A 20,052-nucleotide genomic window follows, 5' to 3' on the forward strand; every position below is an offset into this window, starting at 1 on the left:
GGCCGGAGAATGGGCAACCCCCTGATGTTGGAGTGATCGTAATGCCTGTATCTACTGTGGCGGCCTTGCAAATCGGTGCCTTGCCGGGCGGCAAGGGCGAGACTCTGGCGCAAATCCTCGGCTACGAGGACGAAATAATCCGTAGCGGCGCGCAGCTGGTGGTCATGCCAGAAGCGCTGCTGGGCGGCTATCCCAAAGGTGAAGCCTTCGGCACTCAACTGGGCTACCGCCTGCCGGAAGGCCGCGAAGCCTTTGCTCGCTACTTTGCCAATGCCATCGATGTGCCCGGCGCCGAGACCGACGCCTTGGCCGGCTTGTCGGCTCGCACGGGCGCAAGCCTGGTAGTGGGTGTGATCGAACGCAGTGGCAACACACTGTATTGCACGGTGCTGTATTTCGAGCCTACCGGTGGCTTGGTGGCCAAGCACCGCAAGTTGATGCCCACCGGCACCGAGCGTTTGATCTGGGGCAAGGGCGACGGCTCGACATTGCCAGTGATCGATGCGGCGGTGGGGCGTATCGGCGGCGCCGTGTGCTGGGAAAACATGATGCCGCTGCTGCGCACGGCCATGTACGCCAAAGGCGTGGACATCTGGTGTGCACCCACCGTGGATGAACGCGAAATGTGGCAGGTGAGCATGCGCCATGTGGCCCATGAAGGCCGCTGCTTTGTGGTGAGCGCGTGCCAGGTGCAGGCTTCGCCGGACGCGCTGGGTGTCGACATTGCCAATTGGCCGTCAGACCGTCCATTGATTGCCGGCGGTAGTGTGATTGTCGGGCCCATGGGCGACATCCTGGCCGGGCCACTGGTGGGGAAAGCGGGGCTGTTGACGGCGCGGATCGACACCGATGAATTGGTGCGGGCGCGCTATGACTATGACGTGGTGGGGCACTATGCGCGGCCGGATGTGTTCGAGTTGAGTGTGGATGAGCGGGCCAAACCGGGCGTGCGCTTCATCAAGGACTGACAATAGGGTGGGGAAAATGTGGGCGCTCTATTGTTGGCAAGAAAGCGCCCGGCGCGATGGCGCTGCTAGCAGCGTTTTTCCAGCCACCCTCAATCCCCTGTGGGAGCTTGCCCGCGAAAGCGGTGGGTCAGACAGCATCTCTGTCGGCTGTGCCGCCGTCATCGCAGCGGTGCGGCGATCCGACAAGCCACAGAGTGGATCTTCATGGATTGGAGGATTTGGAGTTCAGCCATTCTTCGCGGGTAATTTCCCAGATTTCCCGTGGGAAACTGCCTTCGACAAAGTGGCCTTCAACCGTCTTGACCAAGCGCATGCCGCCACGTTCGGAAATCCTCCGCGAGCCCTGGTTGGGGGCTGCCTTGGGCGCGCGCAACACCGCGCGTTCGAGCACGCCGAACCAGTAGTCAGTCACCACCGCGCAAGCCTCGGTCATCAACCCTTGGCCGTGCCATGGCTGGCCGAGCCAAAAGCCACGGTTGTCGTCTTCGGTATCGAACAGGCTGATGTTGCCGACCAACGTGTCAGGTGAGTCCTTCAGGCTGATCGCCCAGTGCCATTGCTCGCCTCGTGCCATGCCGGGCAAGGCCACGTTTTCCAGAAAGCTGCGCGCACCGTCAGCGGGGTAAGGCCAGGGCACTTCGTCATTGAGGTAGCGCACCACTTCCCAGTGGGGAAATATCTGCTGGATGGCGTCGGCATGGTCAAGGGTCAGTGGGCGCAGGATCAATCGTTCGGTGTAGAGCGTCGGTTGCATGGCGATCACCAAGTGGCTGTGTTCGGCAGGTCAAGCGTGCCACGGTCGACAAAACGCTGGGTGCCAAACAGGCCACCGGCCAACTTGCCGCGCAGCACGTAGGGCAGGTTGTTCAAACTCTGGGTCTGGCTGAGCCCCAGGGTCTGACGCAGCACGGAAAACGCCGAAACACTCACCGGTACTCTCAACGTCGCCTCGGAAAAGCGCGGGATGGTACCGCTCTGGTCACTCACCCCGGAGGCCAGAGGCCGGCCATTGACCTCAAGGTCCAGCGCCACGCCGTTGTAGTCGATCGCCGTTTCATTCGGGTTCTGCACCCGCAAGGTGACGGCGAAGCGCACTTCCAGGTCCTGGCTTTGGAGGGGCTCAATGCCCACCACGTTGATGTTCACCGGGTCGCGATTGGGGAACAGGGCGCAGGCGCTCAGGGTCAGCAGCAGTAACGATAGAACCATGAGTTTGCGCATCGACGGGGTGCTCCTATTTTGTGACGTCCGGATCCTGCATCACTTTGAGGGTAGAGGACTCCGGATCGAATTCATCTTCTTCCAGCTCTATGAACTCTTCCGGCAGGAAAATGTTCAGCAGGATTGCACAGAACGCACCCACGGTGATCGGCGATTCGAAAATGTTATGCAGCGCCTTGGGCAGTTCGCGCAGTACTTCCGGCACAGCGGCCACGCCCAGGCCCATGCCCAGGGAAATCGCCACGATCAGCACGTTGCGTCGGTGCAACCCGGCTTCGGCGAGGATCTTGATCCCGGCCACCGCCACGGTGCCGAACATGATCAGCGTCGCGCCTCCCAATACCGGCTTGGGCATCAGTTGCAGCACTGCGCCGATCACCGGGAACAGGCCCAGCAGTACCAGCAGGCCGGCGATGAAGTACGCCACGTAGCGGCTGGCCACACCGGTCAGTTGGATCACCCCGTTGTTCTGGGCGAAGGTCACCATCGGCAGGCTGTTGAAGGTGGCGGCCATCGCCGAGTTGAGGCCGTCGGCCAACAGGCCCGACTTGATGCGCTTGATGTACAGCGGGCCCTTGACAGGCTGCTGGGAAATCATCGAGTTGGCGGTCAGGTCACCGGCCGCTTCCAGCGGGGAAATCAGGAAAATCACCGCCACCGGGATAAACGCCACCCAGTCGAACGAAAAACCGTACTTGAACGGTACGGGAACGCTGATCAGCGGCACCTGGGGCAACGCCGCCATGTCCACACGGCCCAGGCACCAGGCCACCACGAACCCCAGGGTCAGGCCGATCACGATCGAGCCCAGGCGCAAAAACGCGTTGTTGAAGCGGTTGAGCACCACGATGGTCAGCAGCACCAGGGCCGCCAACCCCATATTGCCGGCGGCGCCCAGGTCGCTGGCACCGAAACCGCCCGCCATGTCGGTGACCGCCACCTTGATCAGCGACAGGCCCATCAGCGTAATGATGGTGCCGGTCACCACCGGGGTGATCAGCTTGCGCAGTTTGCCGATGAACTGGCTGAGCACCACTTCGATAAAAGCGGCAAAAAAGCAGATGCCAAAAATGGTCGAGAGGATTTCATCGGTGCCGCCGCCTCGCGCCTTGACCATGAACCCGGCGCTGAGAATCACGCTGATAAACGAAAAGCTGGTGCCTTGCAGGCATAACAGCCCTGAGCCCACCGGGCCGAACGTGCGCGCCTGCACGAAGGTGCCCAACCCCGATACGAACAGCGCCATGCTCACCAGGTACGGCACTTCGCTTTCCAGGCCAAGTACACCGCCGACGATCAGGGTCGGGGTGATGATGCCGACAAAACTGGCCAGCACGTGTTGCAGCGCGGCAAAAATCGCCGCCGTGAAGTGCGGGCGGTCTTCCAGGCCGTAGATCAGGTCGGATTTATAGCGCGGGCGGGGGGCTTGAGCGTCAGACAAAATGCGGGCTCGGGTCAGAAAATGGAGGCGCAGGATGCCAGAAATGACCGGTCGTCAGAAGTGTAAAAAATTATTTATGAAGACCCTGCATAAAATCCCGGGCCCTGCCGATATCTGGTTTAGGCCCACAGACCAATGACAACAGTGGCGGCCAAAGCTCAGAGCGGCGCGTTGACGCTGACTGAGCGTTTCGCGGCAGGGAAGCTCGCAAACACTACTTCTTGAGAGCAGCCCCTATGTCCCTCCGTCAGTTGAATATTGCCCCTCGAGCCTTCCTCGGTTTCGCGTTCATTGCGTTGTTAGTGGTTTTGTTGGGGGTGTTTGCGGTCAACCGCATGACGCAGATCCGTCAGTCTTCGGTGGACATGAGCGCCACACAACTGCCCAGCGTCACCTACCTTGGCAACATCACGGAAAACGTCCTGCGCCTGCGCATCCTGTCGTTCCGTGTGCTGGTCAACCGCGAGCCTGCCGGCCTGCAGGAGGCCGAAACCCGCATGGGCGTCTTGACCGACAAGGTCAGAACCGCCCAGGCCGGCTATGCGGCACTGCCTGCCGGCACCGAAGAAGCGGCGTTGTACAAGACGTTCGTGGCCACGCTGGAGAACTACTTGAAGGCCCAGGCCGAGATGCTGGCGCTGTCCAGGCAGAACAAGGTCGATGAGATGCGCGCCCTGATCAACTCCCGTATCAAGGACGGCACCGACCAGATGGGCGAACAACTGAACAAACTGATCGCCATCAACGCCGCCGACGCCAAGGAGGCCGACGAGGAGGCCGGGCAGAGCTACCAGGGTGCGATCAGCGGTGTGATTGCCGTGTCGGTGGTTGCCGCGCTGCTGACTGTCCTGCTCGCCTGGTTGCTGACGCGCAGCATCGTTACGCCATTGCGCAAAGCGGTGGAGGTGGCCGAAACCATCGCCAGCGGCAACCTGACTAAAACCATTGATGTGGATGGCAAGGACGAACCGGCACGTTTGCTGGGCGCCCTGGCTACCATGCAAGCCAACTTGCGCCAGACCATCCAGCACATCGCCGGTTCGGCCACGCAACTGGCTTCGGCAGCGGAAGAACTGAGCGCCGTGACCGAAGAGGCCTCCAAGGGCCTGCAACAACAGAACAACGAAATCGACCAGGCCGCCACGGCGGTCAACGAGATGACCGCAGCCGTGGAAGAAGTGGCGCGCAACGCGGTGTCGACCTCCGAAGCCTCCGGCCAGTCCAACCAGGCCGCGCGGGAAGGGCGTGATCGCGTGGTGGAAACCGTCGGCGCGATCCAGACCATGACCCAGGACGTGCAAAACACCGCCACCCTGATCGAAGGTCTGGCCACCCAGGGCCGTGACATCGGCAAAGTGCTGGACGTGATTCGCGCGATTGCCGAACAGACCAACCTGCTGGCGCTCAACGCCGCCATCGAAGCGGCACGGGCAGGCGAGGCCGGGCGCGGCTTTGCGGTGGTGGCCGACGAAGTGCGGGCCCTGGCCCATCGCACGGCGCAGTCGACCCAGGAGATCGAGAAGATGGTCGCCGGCATCCAGAACGGCACCGGCGAAGCGGTGCAGTCGATGCAGCAGAGCAACCAGCGCACCCAGAACACCCTGGAAATGGCCCGTGCTGCCGGTGTGGCCCTGGAGCAGATCACCCAGTCCATCAGCCTGATCAACGAGCGCAACCTGGTGATCGCCAGCGCGTCGGAAGAGCAGGCTCAGGTGTCGCGCGAAGTGGACCGCAACCTGGTGAACATCCGTGACCTGGCGACCCAGTCGGCAGCCGGTGCCAACCAGACCAGTGCGGCCAGCCATGAGCTGTCGCGCCTGGCGGTGGACCTGAACGCGATGGTGGCGCGGTTCGTGATCTGACAGCCCCCCCCTTGTAGGAGTCGACTCCTGCAAGGGGTCGACCTTACGATCCACCAGCACCAGGAACATCTCCCTTTGCAGTTCGAGCAATTGGTCGAGGTGATGGCCCAGGGTATTTGCGATTAAGCCTTCGGTGTTGCACGCCACCAGGCTTGAAACCGGTTTCAGAAGCGCATCGGTCGGGCCGGTTTGTCAAAACAATCTCGAACCAGAAGAAAGCTCATCCTTTTGATGGACCGCGACAAACGGTAGAGCTACCTGTGAGTTCTGACAGTATCCGCAAGCGTGCTTCAGGTATTCAATCAACCTCAAACACCCTCACTTTGTTGCTGCAAGCACGATGTGAATGGACAGGAGGTTGGGATGAAAGCTTCAAGCTCAGGCCAGGCAAATGTTGGTGGACCCCCTTCAGGCGGGGTGTTGGTTCTGGATGCGCCAGACGTGATTCGCCTACTGCCGGGCAATGTGCTTCCTGCGTTGTATAACGACACCGACTTGGAAGTAGAAATTGAAATACCATGGCCCATCAGACCGCCTGGAATGCGTCAATACGTTGTATTTGTCTGGCATGTGGTCGGTGCGAACCCCATTGATGTCCCGGAATCAACCATTGAGGTGCTAGACACCACACCGTTTCCACTTTACGCAACCATCCCTGCCAGTTACTTGTTGAGCAGTGCAGTGGTTGAATTAAGCTTTCGCGTCCACAACCTGGACCCGTCCAACCCGACGTTTGAACCGTCTGAGAGCGTAACGTTTACGATCGACCGGGAATTCCCCGGAGTCGGTCTGCTTGCCCCCGCCATCTATCCCGCCGATCCCATTACTGACGCCTATTTGATCAGTAACCCTTTTGTGCCGATGCAAATTCCAGAGGGCTACTCAGGGCGGGCAGCAAATGACCGAGTCCTGCTTTATTTTTCAGATATGGACACGCTGCCAACAGGTGCTCCAACCCTGATTTCTCCTCCAATTGCGAATGCAACCGGGCCGATTAGTGTGCTTGTTCCTGCGGATGTATTTCGCAGTTTCCCGGGTGCCCTGCTGATTTTTTGTTTCTATCGCTTGCAGGACTATGCGGGCAATCTCAACCCGCAATTCTCTCAAGTAGCACAGGCGACGCTTCAGCTGACGGGGCCCCCCATCCTGTTTGCCCGCCCACGTTTTCCGCAGGCAGAAACGCATCACGCGTATTACATAACGTGCACCAGCCAGCCGCCGATGTGGACCAGGGTCCAGGTTCTTGTTGATGCTGATCCTGCTTTCGAGCACGGGGATTTGCTCACGATGCGGTTTCAGGGGTATGCCCGCGCGCCAGATCAAAACCCAATTGCCGATACCGCGCTGACCCTCACACATTTTTGGGACGAAGTGGCCGACGCGGGGGGCTGCACGTTCGACATCCTTGACGTCGAACGTGTGATTCGACCACTGAAAGACACTGCGGGGGGCAGGGCCTGCTTCGTGGTGTCCAGGGGACAGTTCGTGGTGGGGATATCTGCGTTTAGATACACGAAACTTGATCGGGTGGTGATTACAACGGATCCACCCACGCTGTATTGCTGGATCGATGGCAATGCACCGGAGCCTTGATCCGGCCGCTATCGCCGCAGGAGCCTAGCCGCAGCGTTCTTAAAGCCTTCGACCAGGATCTGAATCACTGGCAGTTGGAGCAGTGTTGCCGCAGTTTGAATATCGGTCAGTTGTTTATCGGGTTGAAACAATGATGTCGGCCCTTGGGGACTTTTGAGTGTTTAGGCGACGCCTACTTAAAATGCACAGGAGAGCAAAAAATGAGCAGCAATCCAATCGTCACTAACCCTAAAGCGCCGCTGATTGTTAATGCGCCCACCATTGCTGAGACAATCAGGACTGCGGACGGCTTGATTCATAGTTCGAATGCGAGTGTTGGCATCACCGTGGAGTGCCGTGTCGGAGCTGTTACGCTAAGAAATGACTGGATCAGTATCGAGTGGCGTACAACCTCGGGTGGCACAGGGCCCTGGACTGTTCTCCTGCCTCCCTTCCAGATTGAACCAGGTAGCACACCCGCTCCGCCGAATCCCCCGATCACAACGATTGACAAGTTTGTGCCTGCACCCGCGCCGGAGTTTGCTCACAACCGCTACGAACTCAGGACGGTTCAGTACCGAAATGCGGGGGGCGTGCCAGGTCCAACCGGCGAGGAATCCTTCCCTTGCCCACTGAATGTGGATGTCATTGCCCCTTACGCCGTAGCGCTGACGAGGGAGCAACCGGACGTTCCCACCTTCGACAACGTTCCTGTGGGAACGGTAATTGACAGTGCTTTTCTGGCAACTCATGCCGGCGTGGAGGTAGGTATCCCTGCGAATTCCTACGGCCCTGTGAGCGGCCGATTCGAAGACGGCGATCGTGTCCATATTTACTTTGGTCCGGATATGTTCCCGACTCCCCCTAGCCTGGTCAGCGGTGCCGGGGTGCCCATGACCGCGGCAGGTGCCACCTTTTTGATACCTTCTTCGACGATTGTCCTCGGTGGGCTGTATTACCTTATTTACGTCATTGAAGACTTTGCCGGTAACCTCAGTCGGCCCTCTATTGCAGACTCTCGCACGGTGCTCCTGTTGCCCGATCCGGTGCCTTTTCCCTTGTTCTTCCCCTTGGCTGATGCACCCGATGGCGGTAGTACGGATGATTTGCTCGATATAGATGACTATGTCGCGGGAATTACAGCTTTAGTCATTGATCACCCCGATGCTGTCCCAGGGTTGGACCTGTACGAAATGCGCGTGGCAGCACAACCCTATCTCGCGCAATCTCCCGCGCTCATTACGTTCCCGGTGACCTTCGATAATACTGGTTACGGTCTGAACGCTGCGCTAAAGGCCGCCTACACGGCGACACTGGGCCCGATGCCAGTCACGTTTGACGGTCGCATTGAACGCAATGGCCTGTTTATCCCTATTCCCCCCATCACCCGGCGATTTGATTTTTCGGTGGAAGGGGCAACACTGCCAGGCACTCTCGAGCCAGGTGACCCAAACCCCAATTTGAATCTGCTGCAGGTATTCGGTGCAGGATCCACCGAATTGAACACGCTGCGAATCGCCCATGCGAATCAACCGGTCACCATCACCATTCCACTCTGGACCGTCGCTGCGCTGCCCCACGGCATGAACGATATCTGGGTGGAGTGGGGCGCCAGCCGCGAGCGAGTCGGACCGTTCAACCTGGGTGGCACGATAACCGGGGATTTCACCTTCACGGTGCCTTGGAGCCTGTTAGTCAATCACGGCAATGGCCAGGACATACCGGTGCGTTACATTGTTACCGGCCCCGGCACGACCAATGAGAACCTGTCCCTTGACACCCTTGTGGACGTGATCGACGCAGTGACGGAAGAACTCGATGCTGCTGAGTTCGGTAACCTCGCCTTTGGTCTTTGGACGTGTGCATCGTTGAGAGCCGACCCATCGCCAGCCACGACCCATTATGTCGAGGTCGTGATTCCTGCCGACACAAGGTTGGTGGCGGGTAATACATTGACGATAAACCTTACCTTGACTAACCAGCACCCGGCGCTTCCGACAGGCCCATTCACGCTGGCTGTCCCCATTACAGTCAACGCCGCTGACTTGACCACCGACCGGGTTGTCCGGGTGCCTTACCGCCCATTCCTGGCGCAGGCAGTTTATGGGCCGATCGAGATGACTTATACGACAGTACTTTCGAGTGGGGCGACCGGTCACGGGGCTATGGCAGAGGTGTATACGATTTTTTCGGAGGCTGACTCGTATTGCGACGGTGTTGCGTTCCCTTAACGTTACTCAAATGGAAAACAACAGGGAAGCATTGGCTTCCCTGTTGTGCATCTGCCAGTTGTTCATTGTCTGGGTTGGCTGTTCCTGCGTGTTTCACCTGATGGGGTCAGTGCTTTTATCACTTCAGTACGTTTAATTTGTTACTCAGATTATTCCTACAGTGTTGGGTATGTTCGCTGCGTAACCTCTGCGTCGCACCGGCAAGGCTCCATTCCGAGAGAACGAGCCAAACCGTTTTCAGAGGCTCTACCCAAAGAGTGAACACCATGTCTATGTTAGCTAACTTCGAGCTCAAACCCTTGAGCAAGATGATGAAAGTTCCAACCCTTTCGTTTTTTATGTTTGTATCGGTTCAAACGACTGCACAGGCAGGCCATTTAATCGGCGAAGAAAAAACCATTGATAGCAGCGAAGTTGTCAATGATTGGCAATTGGATGACAAATCTGTATTAACGCTCAATGGCGCTACTGCAGATCGTATTGTGGTCAATGATTCGGCGCTGATCGTAAATGCTGGCAGCCGAGTGGACGACATTCGCGCCACCCAGGGCTCCACCGTCGACCTGAATGGCGCGCACGTTGAGTCGAACAATACGTTGTGGGGCGCAGTGCGCCTGGATGATAGTAATGCGACTATCACCAACAGTAACCTGATCAGCCATTCGAATTTCGGTCTGCAGGCATTTCAGAGCTACGACTCCCTCAAGGGGGGCGTTGCAAACGTATTCAATAGCACGATCAAGGGCGCGCTCGGCGGCGCATTGGTTTTTGGCAACAGTGAGTTGCACCTCAATCAAAACACGTTGGTGGAAGGCACCGGCGCTGACAGTTTTGGTATCTGGCTGGACGGCGCGGCGACGGTAACTGCCAGTCAAAGCACTGTGATCGGTGGCAAGAACGGTGTTGTGGTGGGCAACCAACCCAACGGCGACGATGTCGGCCATTTGGTGCTGGATAATTCCCATGTCGAAGGGCGCAGCGGTTCGGCCATTCTGGTCAGCGGTAGTCCGTGGGATATGCCGACTGTCGAGATTGAGGTGCGCAATGGGTCCACCTTGACCGGCGGCAATGGCACGATTTTGGAAGTGGATGGCGGCGCAACGGCCACCATGAACGTAAACAACAGCCACTTGACGGGAAATGTGATAGTCGAGGCCGGCAGCACTGCGCATCTGAGCCTGCAAAATAACGCCAGCCTGACGGGGCAGTTGCAGAATGTCTCTACGCTCAGCGTGGGCGACGCCTCCTATTGGGAGATGACCGGCGACAGCCAGGTAGGCGCTCTCAGCCTGGCAGGTGGTACGGTTAAATTCGGTGATACCGATGCGTTTTACCAGTTGGATCTGGATAGCCTCGATGGCAACGGTACCTTCGTAATGGGGACCGATTTTGCCAATGGCACCACCGACTTCCTGAACATCACCGGGAACGCCACGGGCGATCACAGCCTGTTGCTCGCGGCCAGTGGTGCCGAGCCGGTCAACCCGGAAGAAATCCGCGTGGTGCATACCGGCGGCGGTGACGCGAACTTTTCCCTGGTCGGTGATGTGGTGGACGTAGGGGCCTATTCGTACGGTTTGAAGAAGGAAGGTACCGACTGGTTCCTCGACCCTAACAATCGCGTGATCAGCCCGGGCACCCGTTCGGTCCTGGCACTGTTCAACACGGCTCCGACCGTTTGGTATGGCGAAGCAACGTCTTTGCGTACGCGTATGGGTGAGTTGCGTTTCGAGCCTGGTCAGGCTGGCATGTGGGTACGTGCTTACGGCAATAAATACACAGTCGCCGAGGGCACAGGCGTGGGCTACAAACAGAATCAGCAAGGCTTCACGCTGGGTGCCGATATGCCGCTGACCGACAGCCAGTGGCTGGTAGGTGTGATGGCCGGTCACAGTACCTCGGATCTGGACCTCAACCGTGGTACTTCCGGCAACGTGAAGAGCTACTACGTGGGTGCTTATGCCACCTGGATGGACGAAGAGAGTGGTTTCTACTTTGATGCGGTGGCGAAGGTCAACCGATTCAACAACGAGTCCAAGGTGGGCTTGAGCGACCGCACCACTACCAAAGGCTCCTACAGCAACACGGGGGGCGGGCTGTCCGCAGAAGTGGGTCGCAACATCAAATTGGACGATGGTTTCTTCGTAGAACCTTACGCCCAGATGTCTACGGTAGTGATCCAGGGGGCTAATTACAATCTGGATAACGGTCTCAAAGCCAACGGTGAGCGTACGCGTTCGATCATGGCCAAGGCAGGTGCGACAGTAGGGCGTGATATCCAGCTCGACAGCGGCAGTGTACTGCAGCCTTACTTACGTGCAGCGATGGTGCATGAGTTTGCCAATAACAATAAGGTTGAGGTGAACAACAATGTGTTCAACAACGACCTTTCCGGCTCTCGCGCTGAATTCGGAGCGGGTGTCGCGGTGAAACTCTCGAAAAACCTGCAACTGCATGCGGACCTCGAACACAGCAGCGGCGGTAAAGTAGAACAGCCGTGGGGCGCCAACGTTGGTGTTCGTTACACCTGGTAAGCGCTTATCCGTTTATGACGCCCGTCTCGAAAGAGACGGGCGTTTGTTTGCTTGTGCAGTGACATCATCAGGTCGTTAGGTCAAAGGAAACCTGGACGAAAAATTCTTGCCCGAAGGTCGTCTTCTCAGTAAGCGCAGCCAGTGAACCTTTCATCGCAAGGGGACCACCGGATATCGTTGAAATGATCAATGTCCCTGAAATGCACTTCAAGGTGTAATGCCCGTCGGGTGATTTGGCCGAGAACCAAACCTGCGCACCATGCTCATCCTGCTTGGCCAGATCTATGCTGGCGGGGCGAGTGGTGTCGGGTAACTGAATGAGTATTTCCTTGATGATTGTCGTGTTGTCCGCCTGCCGTCCTTTTAGCTTATAGATGGCGTATTGGGCATCATGCACCAGGGTTTTTGTTTGAAAGATTTCAGGCTGTGAATTGATGATGACGTCATACTTACCGATTGCCGAGCGTTTTTTAGGCAGTATTTTCGCTTGTTGGGCTGACGTTAGTGCTTGGGAAGTTGCGGGCATGATGACTTCTCCTTGGCCGTTGATGTAGGCGTTCCAGAGTCATCGAGGGCTCTGTACGAGCATCAGATAACAGCGTGTCGGCCCTGTAAACTGTCAGATCTAACAGGTACACACCATTGGCAATCCGTGCCTGTTGCTCCTTTTTGCGCAGGTTGACGTAGTAAGTTGATAACGAGGTCTTTTTTATTATGAGATGAGTGCGCTCAGCCAAGTTGAACCCAGCAGGAGCAAACCCATGCAACGGTTGAAACATTGCATGGCCGTTGTCGAGCGCAACGCCCTACTCGAACTCGCACCCAGTACTGCCCAAGTCATGAGACAGGGCAAGGCAGTCAAAAAAAATACCAGCGACAACGTTAACACCTGCTCCTGGCGACCCGCTTCGTTACTCGCAAACACACTGACCACCGCCAAGGCCATCATCCAGGTCTTGGGGTTGATCAACTGCAGGCTGGCGCCACTTCTCAGACCCAGTCGCTTTTGTGCGGACGGCACATCAATGGCCTGCGCGGGTGCGCTGAATATCTGCCACGCCAGGTAGCTTAACCAGGCCACGCCGAGCCATTGCATCGCAGCTTGTACCCGGGGCGCCTGCACCAGGGATTGGCCGACGCCGCTGCCCACCAACAGCACGATCCCTGCTGCACCCGCGCAAGCCCCCAGTATGATCGGCAACGCCGCCTTGAAGCCGTAACGTGCGCTGTGACTCAACACCAGGATATTGGTGGGGCCGGGGGTAATTGAAGCAACAAAGGCGAACAAGATAAACGCCAGCATCGCAGGAGACTCCGCAAGATCAATCGAGGGCGTCGATTTTCACAAGCGGACGTGTCACCTGTCTGGAAGATTTGAGCAGCGCTTGCGGTACGCAGCGGGCGTGAGGCCATAGGCACGCACAAACCAGCGGCCCAGGTGGCTCTGGTCGGCAAAACCCAAGGCAATCGCCACGTCGACGGGTTGCTCCCCCTTGGCCAGCAGGTGCCGGGCGCGGGCCAGGCGCAATTGCACCAGATAAGCATGGGGCGGCAGGCCAAATGCGCTCTTGAATGCACGGGTCAGGCGGAAGCGATCGACACCGCAAGCCAGCGCCAAGTCATCCATGCCCACGTCCTGGTGCAGGTGCGCATGCAGGTATTCTCGAGCCGTATGGGCTACCAGCGGCAGACGCGGGTCGTCGCGGTAGCGAGAGCGCCAATGGAGTTGCCCGGTGAGCTGTTCCAACAACTGGTCCATGGCACGTTGACGCACGATGCGCAGTTCACCACTGTGCAGGGTCTGGAAGGCATGGCTGGTGGCGTGTGCCAGGCGTGGATCATTGATCAACGTGCTGACAACACTCAGCTGGCTGTTCGCCGGTGCCTTCTCGAACACTGCACTCACTTCCCGCGACAACCACTGCGGGTCGAGGTAGAGCATATGGTAGGTAAAACCGTCGACAGTGGGCGCGTCGCCGTCGTGCAGTTCGCCGGGTTCTACCAGAAACACCTGGCCGGGCACGCTGTGGTGGCGGGTGCGACGGCAATTGAACTGCTGCACGCCTTGCTCGGTGACGCCGATGAGATAACTGTCGTGCCAGTGCGGGTCGTAGGCGTGACCCTCGAAATGCGCGCGCAGGGTCTCGATGCCGGTGTCGGCGTCCTGGGACAGGTCGATCCAATTGTGCGCGGCCATAAATCACCGGGTCGGGAATACGTGAGGCTCATTGGGCGCCGGGCATTCGTCAGGCGTCTAGAAGGTTTGTGCAGCGTCAGCCGAACAGCCCGGCGGCGATGTTGATCGAGAAACCCAAAATCGCCGTGTTGAACAGAAAGCCGATCAACGATTGCCCCAGCACCACCTTGCGCATATCCCGGGTGGCGACGCCCACATCGGAGGTCTGCACGGCCACGCCGATGGTGAAGGAAAAGTACAGGAAGTCCCAGTAGTTGGGGGTCGTCAGGCCCTCGGCAAACCGCAGGGCGGGTTCCTTGCCGTCCCAGGTGTAATAGAGGCGGGCGTAATGCACGCTGAAGATCACCCCGATCAACAGCCACGAGCCGATCACCGTCAACCCGGTAAAGCCGTAATGCAACAGGCGTTCGGAGGTTGCCAGGTCCTTGCTGCCCACCAGTTCGAAGGTGATGGTGGCCAGGCTCGCAATTGCGGCGATGCACACCATGAACAGCACCAGCCCGGCGTTTTCGTCCTCTACCTCGGCGATGCGCTTGACGTCCGGCGCCTTGGCGCGAATGGTCAGCCACAGCATCAACAGCAGGTAGGTCCAGACGCCGGCGTTCCAGCCGATGAGAATTTTGCTGATGACGGTGTCGGCCGGCGCCAGCAAGCCCACGGCAATGCCCAGTACGGCAGCGGCGGAGAGGCGAGGATGGGTGCGGGCGAGGAAGGACATGGCGGCTCACAACTGACTATGTGTCAGCAGACTGTACCTGATCCCGAACACGACCCATAACCTCTGTGGGAGCTTGCCTGCGAAGACGGAGGGCCAGTGACATAGGTATCGCCTGACACTACGCATTCGCGGGCAAGCCCGCTCCCACATTGTTGACCGTGTCCTCTTCAAGAATGAGGCTGGCGGGGGCGTTTCTTCACCAGTTTCATCACGACCACAAAGAACACCGGTACGAACACCACCGCCAGGGTCGCCGTGATCATCCCACCGATCACCCCGGTACCAATCGCCTGCTGGCTCGCCGAGCTGGCGCCGGTGGCGATTGCCAGGGGCACTACGCCGAGGATGAAGGCGAGCGACGTCATGATGATCGGCCGCAGGCGCAGGCGCGCGGCTTTCAATGTGGCGTCGAGCAGGTCTTCGCCCTGGTCATAGAGATCCTTGGCGAATTCGATGATCAGAATCGCGTTCTTCGCCGACAGGCCAATGATGGTGATCAAGCCCACCTTGAAGAACACATCGTTGGGCATACCGCGCAATGCCACCGCGATGACCGCACCGAGAACGCCCAGCGGCACCACCAGCAGCACCGATGTGGGAATCGACCAGCTTTCATACAAGGCCGCCAGGCACAGGAACACGATCAGCAACGACAAGCCCAGGAGCAAAGGCGCCTGGCTGCCCGACAGGCGTTCCTGCAATGACAGGCCCGTCCACTCCTGACCCAGCCCTGCCGGCAACTGGTTGACCAGGCGCTGGATCTCCGCCATCGCTTCGCCGGTGCTGTGCCCCGGCGCCGCTTCGCCGGAGATCGCAATGGCGGGGTAGCCGTTGTAGCGGGTCAATTGCGTCGGGCCCTGGGTCCAGCGGGCTTCGACGAAGGACGATAAGGGCACCATCTTCCCGGCATTGTTGCGTACGTGGATCTTCATCAGGTCGGCCACCTGGCTGCGCTGGTCGCCTTCGGCCTGCACCACCACCCGCTGCATACGGCCCTGGTTGGGGAAGTCGTTGATGTAGCTCGAACCGATGGCCGACGACAGTACATTGCCCACATCGGCAAAGGACACACCGAGTGCATTGGCCTGCTTGCGGTCCACTTCCAGCTGCACTTGCGGGGCGTCGGCCAGGGCGCTTTCACGCACGTTGGCCAGGATCGGGCTTTTTTCGGCAGCCGCCAGCAATTCGGTACGGGCCGCCATCAATGCCGCATGGCCAACGCCGCCACGGTCCTGCAAGCGGAACTCGAAACCGCTGGAGGTGCCCAGGCCGTCCACTGGCGGGGGCAGCACCGCATAGGCAATCGCATCCTTGAGTTCGCTGAAGGCTGCGTTGGCGCGGTCGGCAATCGCCGAGGCGGAATCCTGGCTGCTGCGCTGTGACCAATCCTTGAGCGTGGTAAACGCCAGCGCCGCGTTCTGCCCCGAGCCGGAAAAGCTGAAGCCCATGATCATGGTGGTATCGCCCACTCCAGGCTCACTGGCGTTATGCGCCTCGATCTGCTCGGCCACCTGCGTCGTGCGGTTCTTGCTGGCGCCTGGCGGTAGCTGGATATCGGTGATGGTGTAACCCTGGTCTTCCACCGGCAGGAACGAGGAGGGCAGGCGGCTGAACATCCAGCCCAGGCCCACCAGCAATACCAGATAGATCAGCAAGTAACGGCCACTGCGCTTGAGGGCGTAGGCAACCCAGCCCTCATAGCGGTCGGTCAGTTGTTCGAAGCGTCGGTTGAACGCACCGAAGAAGCCGCCCTTGGCGTGGTGTTCGCCTGGGGCTATCGGCTTGAGCAGGGTGGCACACAGGGCCGGGGTCAAGGTCAGGGCGAGAAACGCCGAGAACAGGATCGACGTCGCCATCGACAACGAGAACTGCTGATAGATCACCCCCACCGAGCCGGCCATGAACGCCATCGGCAGAAACACCGCCACCAGCACCAGGGTAATGCCGATGATCGCCCCGGTGATCTGGCCCATGGCTTTCTTGGTCGCGTCCTTGGGCGACAGCCCCTCGGTAGCCATGATCCGCTCGACGTTTTCCACCACCACGATCGCATCGTCCACCAGGATGCCGATCGCCAGCACCATGCCAAACATGGTCAGCACGTTGATCGAGAAGCCCAGCAACAGCATGGTGGCGAAGGTGCCCATCAGTGCAATCGGCACCACCAGTGTCGGGATCAGCGTATAGCGTACGTTCTGCAGGAACAGGAACATCACCGCAAACACCAGCGCCATCGCTTCCAGCAGGGTGTAGACCACTTTGGTGATCGAGACTTTGACGAACGGCGAGGTGTCGTACGGAATCTTGTATTCCACGTTGGCCGGGAAGTAGCGCGACAGCTCGTCCATCTTCGCGCGCACCAGCGTTGCGGTGTTCAACGCGTTGGCCCCGGGCGACAGCTGCACGCTGACCGCCGTGGACGGCTTGCCGTTCAAGCGCGTGGAGAATTGGTATTCCTGACTGCCGACTTCTACCCGCGCCACATCGCCGATGCGCACGGTGGAGCCGTCCGGGTTGGCCTTGAGCACGATCTCGGCAAATTCCGCCGGGGTCGACAACTGGCCCTTGACCAGGATCGCGGCGGTGATTTCCTGGGTGTGGGTACCCGGCAGATCACCGATGCTGCCTGCCGATACCTGGGCGTTCTGCGCGCTGATCGCGGCGTTCACATCCGCCGGGGTCAGGTTGAAGCCGATCAGCTTCTGCGGGTCGATCCAGATGCGCATCGCGCGTTCGGCGCCATAGAGTTGCGCCTTGCCCACGCCTTCCACGCGCTTGAGTTCGTTCATCACGTTGCGCGCCAGGTAATCGCTGAGCGCTACGTCATCAAGCTTGCCGTCGTTGGAGGTCAGCGTCACCAGCAACAGGAAACCGGCGGACACCTTCTCCACCTGCAAGCCTTGTTGGGTCACCGCCTGGGGCAGGCGTGGCTCCACCGCCTTGAGACGGTTCTGCACATCCACCTGGGCCATTTCCGGGTTGGTGCCCGGCTGGAACGTGGCGGTGATGGTGGCCGAACCCAGGCTGCTCTGGGATTCGAAATACAACAAATGATCGGCACCGTTGAGCTCCTGCTCGATCAGGCTGACCACACTTTCATCCAGGGTCTGGGCCGACGCGCCCGGGTACACCGCGTAGATTTCCACTTTCGGCGGCGCCACGTTGGGGTACTGGGCCACCGGCAATTGCGGGATGGCCAGCACCCCGGCCAGCAGAATGAACAGGGCCACCACCCAGGCAAAGATCGGGCGGTCGATAAAGAACTGCGGCATGGTCAATGATCCTTAATGGCCGGTGGCCTGGGCAAGCGGGGCGGGGCTGTCATCCACCTCGACCTTGTCGCCGGGGCGCGCGTGCTGCAAACCCTCGACGACGATGCGGTCGCCGGCCTTGAGGCCGCTGCTGACCACCCAGCGGTCGTCGATCACCGCGCCCAGTTCCACCGGTTGCTGGCTCACGGTCTGCGTGGCGTCCAGCAACAGCACCATGGGCACACCGGCGCTGTCGCGGGTGATGGCGCGTTGCGGCACGCTGAGGCCCTGCTTGTCGACCGCCTGTTCCAGGCGTACCCGCACGAAACTGCCGGGCAGCAAGTCGAGGTCCGGGTTGGGGAACTCGCTGCGCAGGATGATCTGCCCGGTGCCCGGGTCGACGCTGATCTCGGCGAACAGCAATTTGCCCGGTAACGGGTACAGGCTGCCGTCGTCCTGGATCAATGTGGCCTTGGCCTGGTCCTGACCCACCTGTTTCAGGCTGCCGGCGCGGAAGGCGCGCCGCAGGTCATTCAATTCGCGAGTGGACTGGGTGAGGTCGGCGTGGATCGGGTCCAGTTGCTGGATGATCGCCAGGGGCGTGGCTTCGTTCTGGCCCACCAGTGCACCTTCGGTCACCAGCGCCCGGCCGATGCGCCCGGAAATCGGTGCGGTCACGGTGGCGTAGCCCAGGTTCAGCCGGGCGCGTTCGACGGCGGCCTGGCTGGCGGCGACCTCGGCGTTGGTCTGGCGTACGGCGGCGCGGGCGTTGTCGTAGTCCTGGCCACTGATCGCGTTGCCTTCCACCAACTGGCTGTAACGTTGCTCTTGCAGGCGTGCCTGGAACGCGTTGGCCTCGGCCTTGCTCAAATTCGCCCGGGCACTGTCCAGGTCGGCCTTGAACGGCGCCGGGTCGATGCGAAACAGTACGTCGCCCTGTTTCACATCGTGGCCTTCCTTGAACACCCGCTGCATCACCACGCCCGCCACCCGTGCACGTACTTCGGCGATGCGCGGCGCGGCGATGCGCCCGCTCAGTTCGCTGCTGATGGACAGCGGCTTGGCTTGCAGGGTTTCGACGCGCACCTTGGCCAGGGGCATTTGCGGCGCCTCGGCGTCGGAACGGCCACAGCCCGTCAAGGCCAGCGTGAAGGCCAGCAGGCAAAACGGCGCAAACAGATTCTTCGACATGCTCTTATCCCGATAGTGACCGGTGCATCCTAAGGTCGTGGTTATCGGGGTGCTGTGAAGCTGTGTACAGCGTCTGTGAAGAAATGTAAGGCAAGGCCCACAGCCGGCTGCGGGCGTATATCCTTGCACAATCCTGCAAAATCGTATTTTTTGGAAACATCTGTATGCCCAACATCCTCCTGGTGGAAGACGACGCCGCACTCTCCGAGCTGATTGCCAGCTACCTGGAGCGCAATGGCTATCAAGTCAGCGTGCTCAGCCGGGGCGACCATGTGCGCGAACGTGCGCGGCTCGACCCGCCGGACCTGGTGATCCTCGACCTGATGTTGCCCGGCCTCGACGGCTTGCAGGTGTGCCGTCTGCTGCGCGCCGACTCGGCGGGCCTGCCGATCCTGATGCTCACCGCCCGCGACGACAGCCATGACCAGGTGCTGGGCCTGGAGATGGGCGCCGATGACTACGTGACCAAACCCTGCGAGCCGCGTGTGCTGCTGGCCCGTGTGCGAACGCTGCTGCGCCGCAGCAGCCTGTCCGAACCGCAGGTGGCCAATGACCAGATCCTGATGGGCAACCTGTGCATCGACCTGTCGGAGCGCACGGTGACCTGGCGCGGCCAGCCGGTGGAGTTGTCCAGCGGCGAATACAACCTGCTGGTGGTGCTCGCGCGGCATGCCGGTGAAGTGCTCAGTCGCGACCAGATCCTGCAACGCCTGCGCGGTATCGAGTTCAACGGTACCGACCGCTCGGTGGACGTGGCCATCTCCAAGCTGCGCCGCAAGTTCGACGACCATGCCGGCGAAGCGCGCAAGATCAAGACGGTGTGGGGCAAGGGCTATCTGTTCAGCCGCTCCGAGTGGGAATGCTGA

General features: G+C 59.8%; 15 protein-coding genes and 1 pseudogene. 6 read left to right on the forward strand and 10 right to left on the reverse strand.

What is annotated here, in order from left to right; all coding sequences use genetic code 11:
- The first annotated feature begins 41 nt into the window (after positions 1 to 41).
- Positions 42 to 968: a carbon-nitrogen hydrolase family protein gene (locus ACW9IN_RS17205; RefSeq protein ID WP_457367007.1), complete on the forward strand. Its 927-nt coding sequence runs from the start codon at positions 42 to 44 to the stop codon at positions 966 to 968.
- A gap of 202 nt (positions 969 to 1,170) precedes the next feature.
- Here the strand turns inward: ACW9IN_RS17205 and ACW9IN_RS17210 are convergent, their stop codons facing one another.
- From ACW9IN_RS17210 to ACW9IN_RS17220, 3 genes are read right to left on the reverse strand one after another with little or no spacing between them, the layout of a single operon-like run.
- Complete coding sequence (locus tag ACW9IN_RS17210; protein ID WP_457367008.1) at positions 1,171 to 1,722, reverse strand: GNAT family N-acetyltransferase; 552 nt, start codon at positions 1,720 to 1,722, stop codon at positions 1,171 to 1,173.
- A gap of 5 nt (positions 1,723 to 1,727) precedes the next feature.
- Positions 1,728 to 2,189 carry an LEA type 2 family protein gene (locus ACW9IN_RS17215; protein ID WP_457367009.1) on the reverse strand — a complete coding sequence of 154 codons (462 nt, stop codon included), beginning with the start codon at positions 2,187 to 2,189 and terminating at the stop codon, positions 1,728 to 1,730.
- Between the two features lie 13 nt (positions 2,190 to 2,202).
- Positions 2,203 to 3,630 (reverse strand): nucleobase:cation symporter-2 family protein, encoded by a 1,428-nt coding sequence (locus tag ACW9IN_RS17220; RefSeq protein WP_457367010.1) that lies wholly within the window; start codon positions 3,628 to 3,630, stop codon positions 2,203 to 2,205.
- 236 nt (positions 3,631 to 3,866) lie between these two features.
- Between ACW9IN_RS17220 and ACW9IN_RS17225 the strand changes: the two genes are divergently transcribed.
- Positions 3,867 to 5,492 carry a methyl-accepting chemotaxis protein gene (locus ACW9IN_RS17225; RefSeq protein WP_457367011.1) on the forward strand — a complete coding sequence of 542 codons (1,626 nt, stop codon included), beginning with the start codon at positions 3,867 to 3,869 and terminating at the stop codon, positions 5,490 to 5,492.
- A 30-nt stretch (positions 5,493 to 5,522) separates the two neighbouring features.
- On the opposite strand, the pseudogene ACW9IN_RS17230 reads toward ACW9IN_RS17225, so the two are convergent.
- Positions 5,523 to 5,633 (reverse strand): annotated as a pseudogene (locus tag ACW9IN_RS17230) (transcriptional regulator); the annotation flags it as partial.
- 222 nt (positions 5,634 to 5,855) lie between these two features.
- Between ACW9IN_RS17230 and ACW9IN_RS17235 the strand changes: the two are divergent.
- From ACW9IN_RS17235 to ACW9IN_RS17245, 3 genes are all read left to right on the forward strand, one after another.
- Positions 5,856 to 7,085, forward strand: a complete 1,230-nt coding sequence (locus ACW9IN_RS17235; RefSeq protein ID WP_457367012.1) for a hypothetical protein — start codon at positions 5,856 to 5,858, stop codon at positions 7,083 to 7,085.
- A 200-nt stretch (positions 7,086 to 7,285) separates the two neighbouring features.
- Complete coding sequence (locus ACW9IN_RS17240) at positions 7,286 to 9,295, forward strand: hypothetical protein (RefSeq protein WP_457367013.1); 2,010 nt, start codon at positions 7,286 to 7,288, stop codon at positions 9,293 to 9,295.
- A 266-nt stretch (positions 9,296 to 9,561) separates the two neighbouring features.
- Positions 9,562 to 11,829, forward strand: a complete 2,268-nt coding sequence (locus tag ACW9IN_RS17245) for an autotransporter outer membrane beta-barrel domain-containing protein (protein WP_457367014.1) — start codon at positions 9,562 to 9,564, stop codon at positions 11,827 to 11,829.
- A 67-nt stretch (positions 11,830 to 11,896) separates the two neighbouring features.
- On the opposite strand, the gene ACW9IN_RS17250 is transcribed toward ACW9IN_RS17245, so the two are convergent.
- The 6 genes from ACW9IN_RS17250 to ACW9IN_RS17275 all read right to left on the reverse strand — a co-directional run bounded on the left by ACW9IN_RS17250 (position 11,897) and on the right by ACW9IN_RS17275 (position 19,186).
- The gene (locus ACW9IN_RS17250) at positions 11,897 to 12,355 is read right to left on the reverse strand and encodes a hypothetical protein (RefSeq protein WP_457367015.1); all 459 of its coding nucleotides are present in this window, start codon (positions 12,353 to 12,355) and stop codon (positions 11,897 to 11,899) included.
- A 186-nt stretch (positions 12,356 to 12,541) separates the two neighbouring features.
- A complete protein-coding gene (locus tag ACW9IN_RS17255; RefSeq protein ID WP_457367016.1) occupies positions 12,542 to 13,132 on the reverse strand; it encodes a LysE family translocator in 591 nt (196 codons plus the stop codon).
- A 54-nt stretch (positions 13,133 to 13,186) separates the two neighbouring features.
- Entirely contained in the window at positions 13,187 to 14,026 is an 840-nt protein-coding gene (locus tag ACW9IN_RS17260; protein WP_457367017.1) for an AraC family ligand binding domain-containing protein, read from the reverse strand.
- A 76-nt stretch (positions 14,027 to 14,102) separates the two neighbouring features.
- Positions 14,103 to 14,744, reverse strand: a complete 642-nt coding sequence (locus tag ACW9IN_RS17265; RefSeq protein ID WP_457367018.1) for a DUF1345 domain-containing protein — start codon at positions 14,742 to 14,744, stop codon at positions 14,103 to 14,105.
- Positions 14,745 to 14,911: 167 nt separating this feature from the next.
- The gene (locus ACW9IN_RS17270; protein WP_457367019.1) at positions 14,912 to 18,016 is read right to left on the reverse strand and encodes a multidrug efflux RND transporter permease subunit; all 3,105 of its coding nucleotides are present in this window, start codon (positions 18,014 to 18,016) and stop codon (positions 14,912 to 14,914) included.
- A 12-nt stretch (positions 18,017 to 18,028) separates the two neighbouring features.
- On the reverse strand, positions 18,029 to 19,186 hold the full coding sequence (locus tag ACW9IN_RS17275) for an efflux RND transporter periplasmic adaptor subunit (protein WP_457367020.1): 1,158 nt from the start codon (positions 19,184 to 19,186) through the stop codon (positions 18,029 to 18,031).
- A 164-nt stretch (positions 19,187 to 19,350) separates the two neighbouring features.
- On the opposite strand from ACW9IN_RS17275, the gene ACW9IN_RS17280 reads away from it, so the two are divergent.
- Positions 19,351 to 20,052: a response regulator gene (locus ACW9IN_RS17280; protein WP_457367021.1), complete on the forward strand. Its 702-nt coding sequence runs from the start codon at positions 19,351 to 19,353 to the stop codon at positions 20,050 to 20,052.

The organism is Pseudomonas sp. SDO5271_S396, assembly GCF_054071795.1.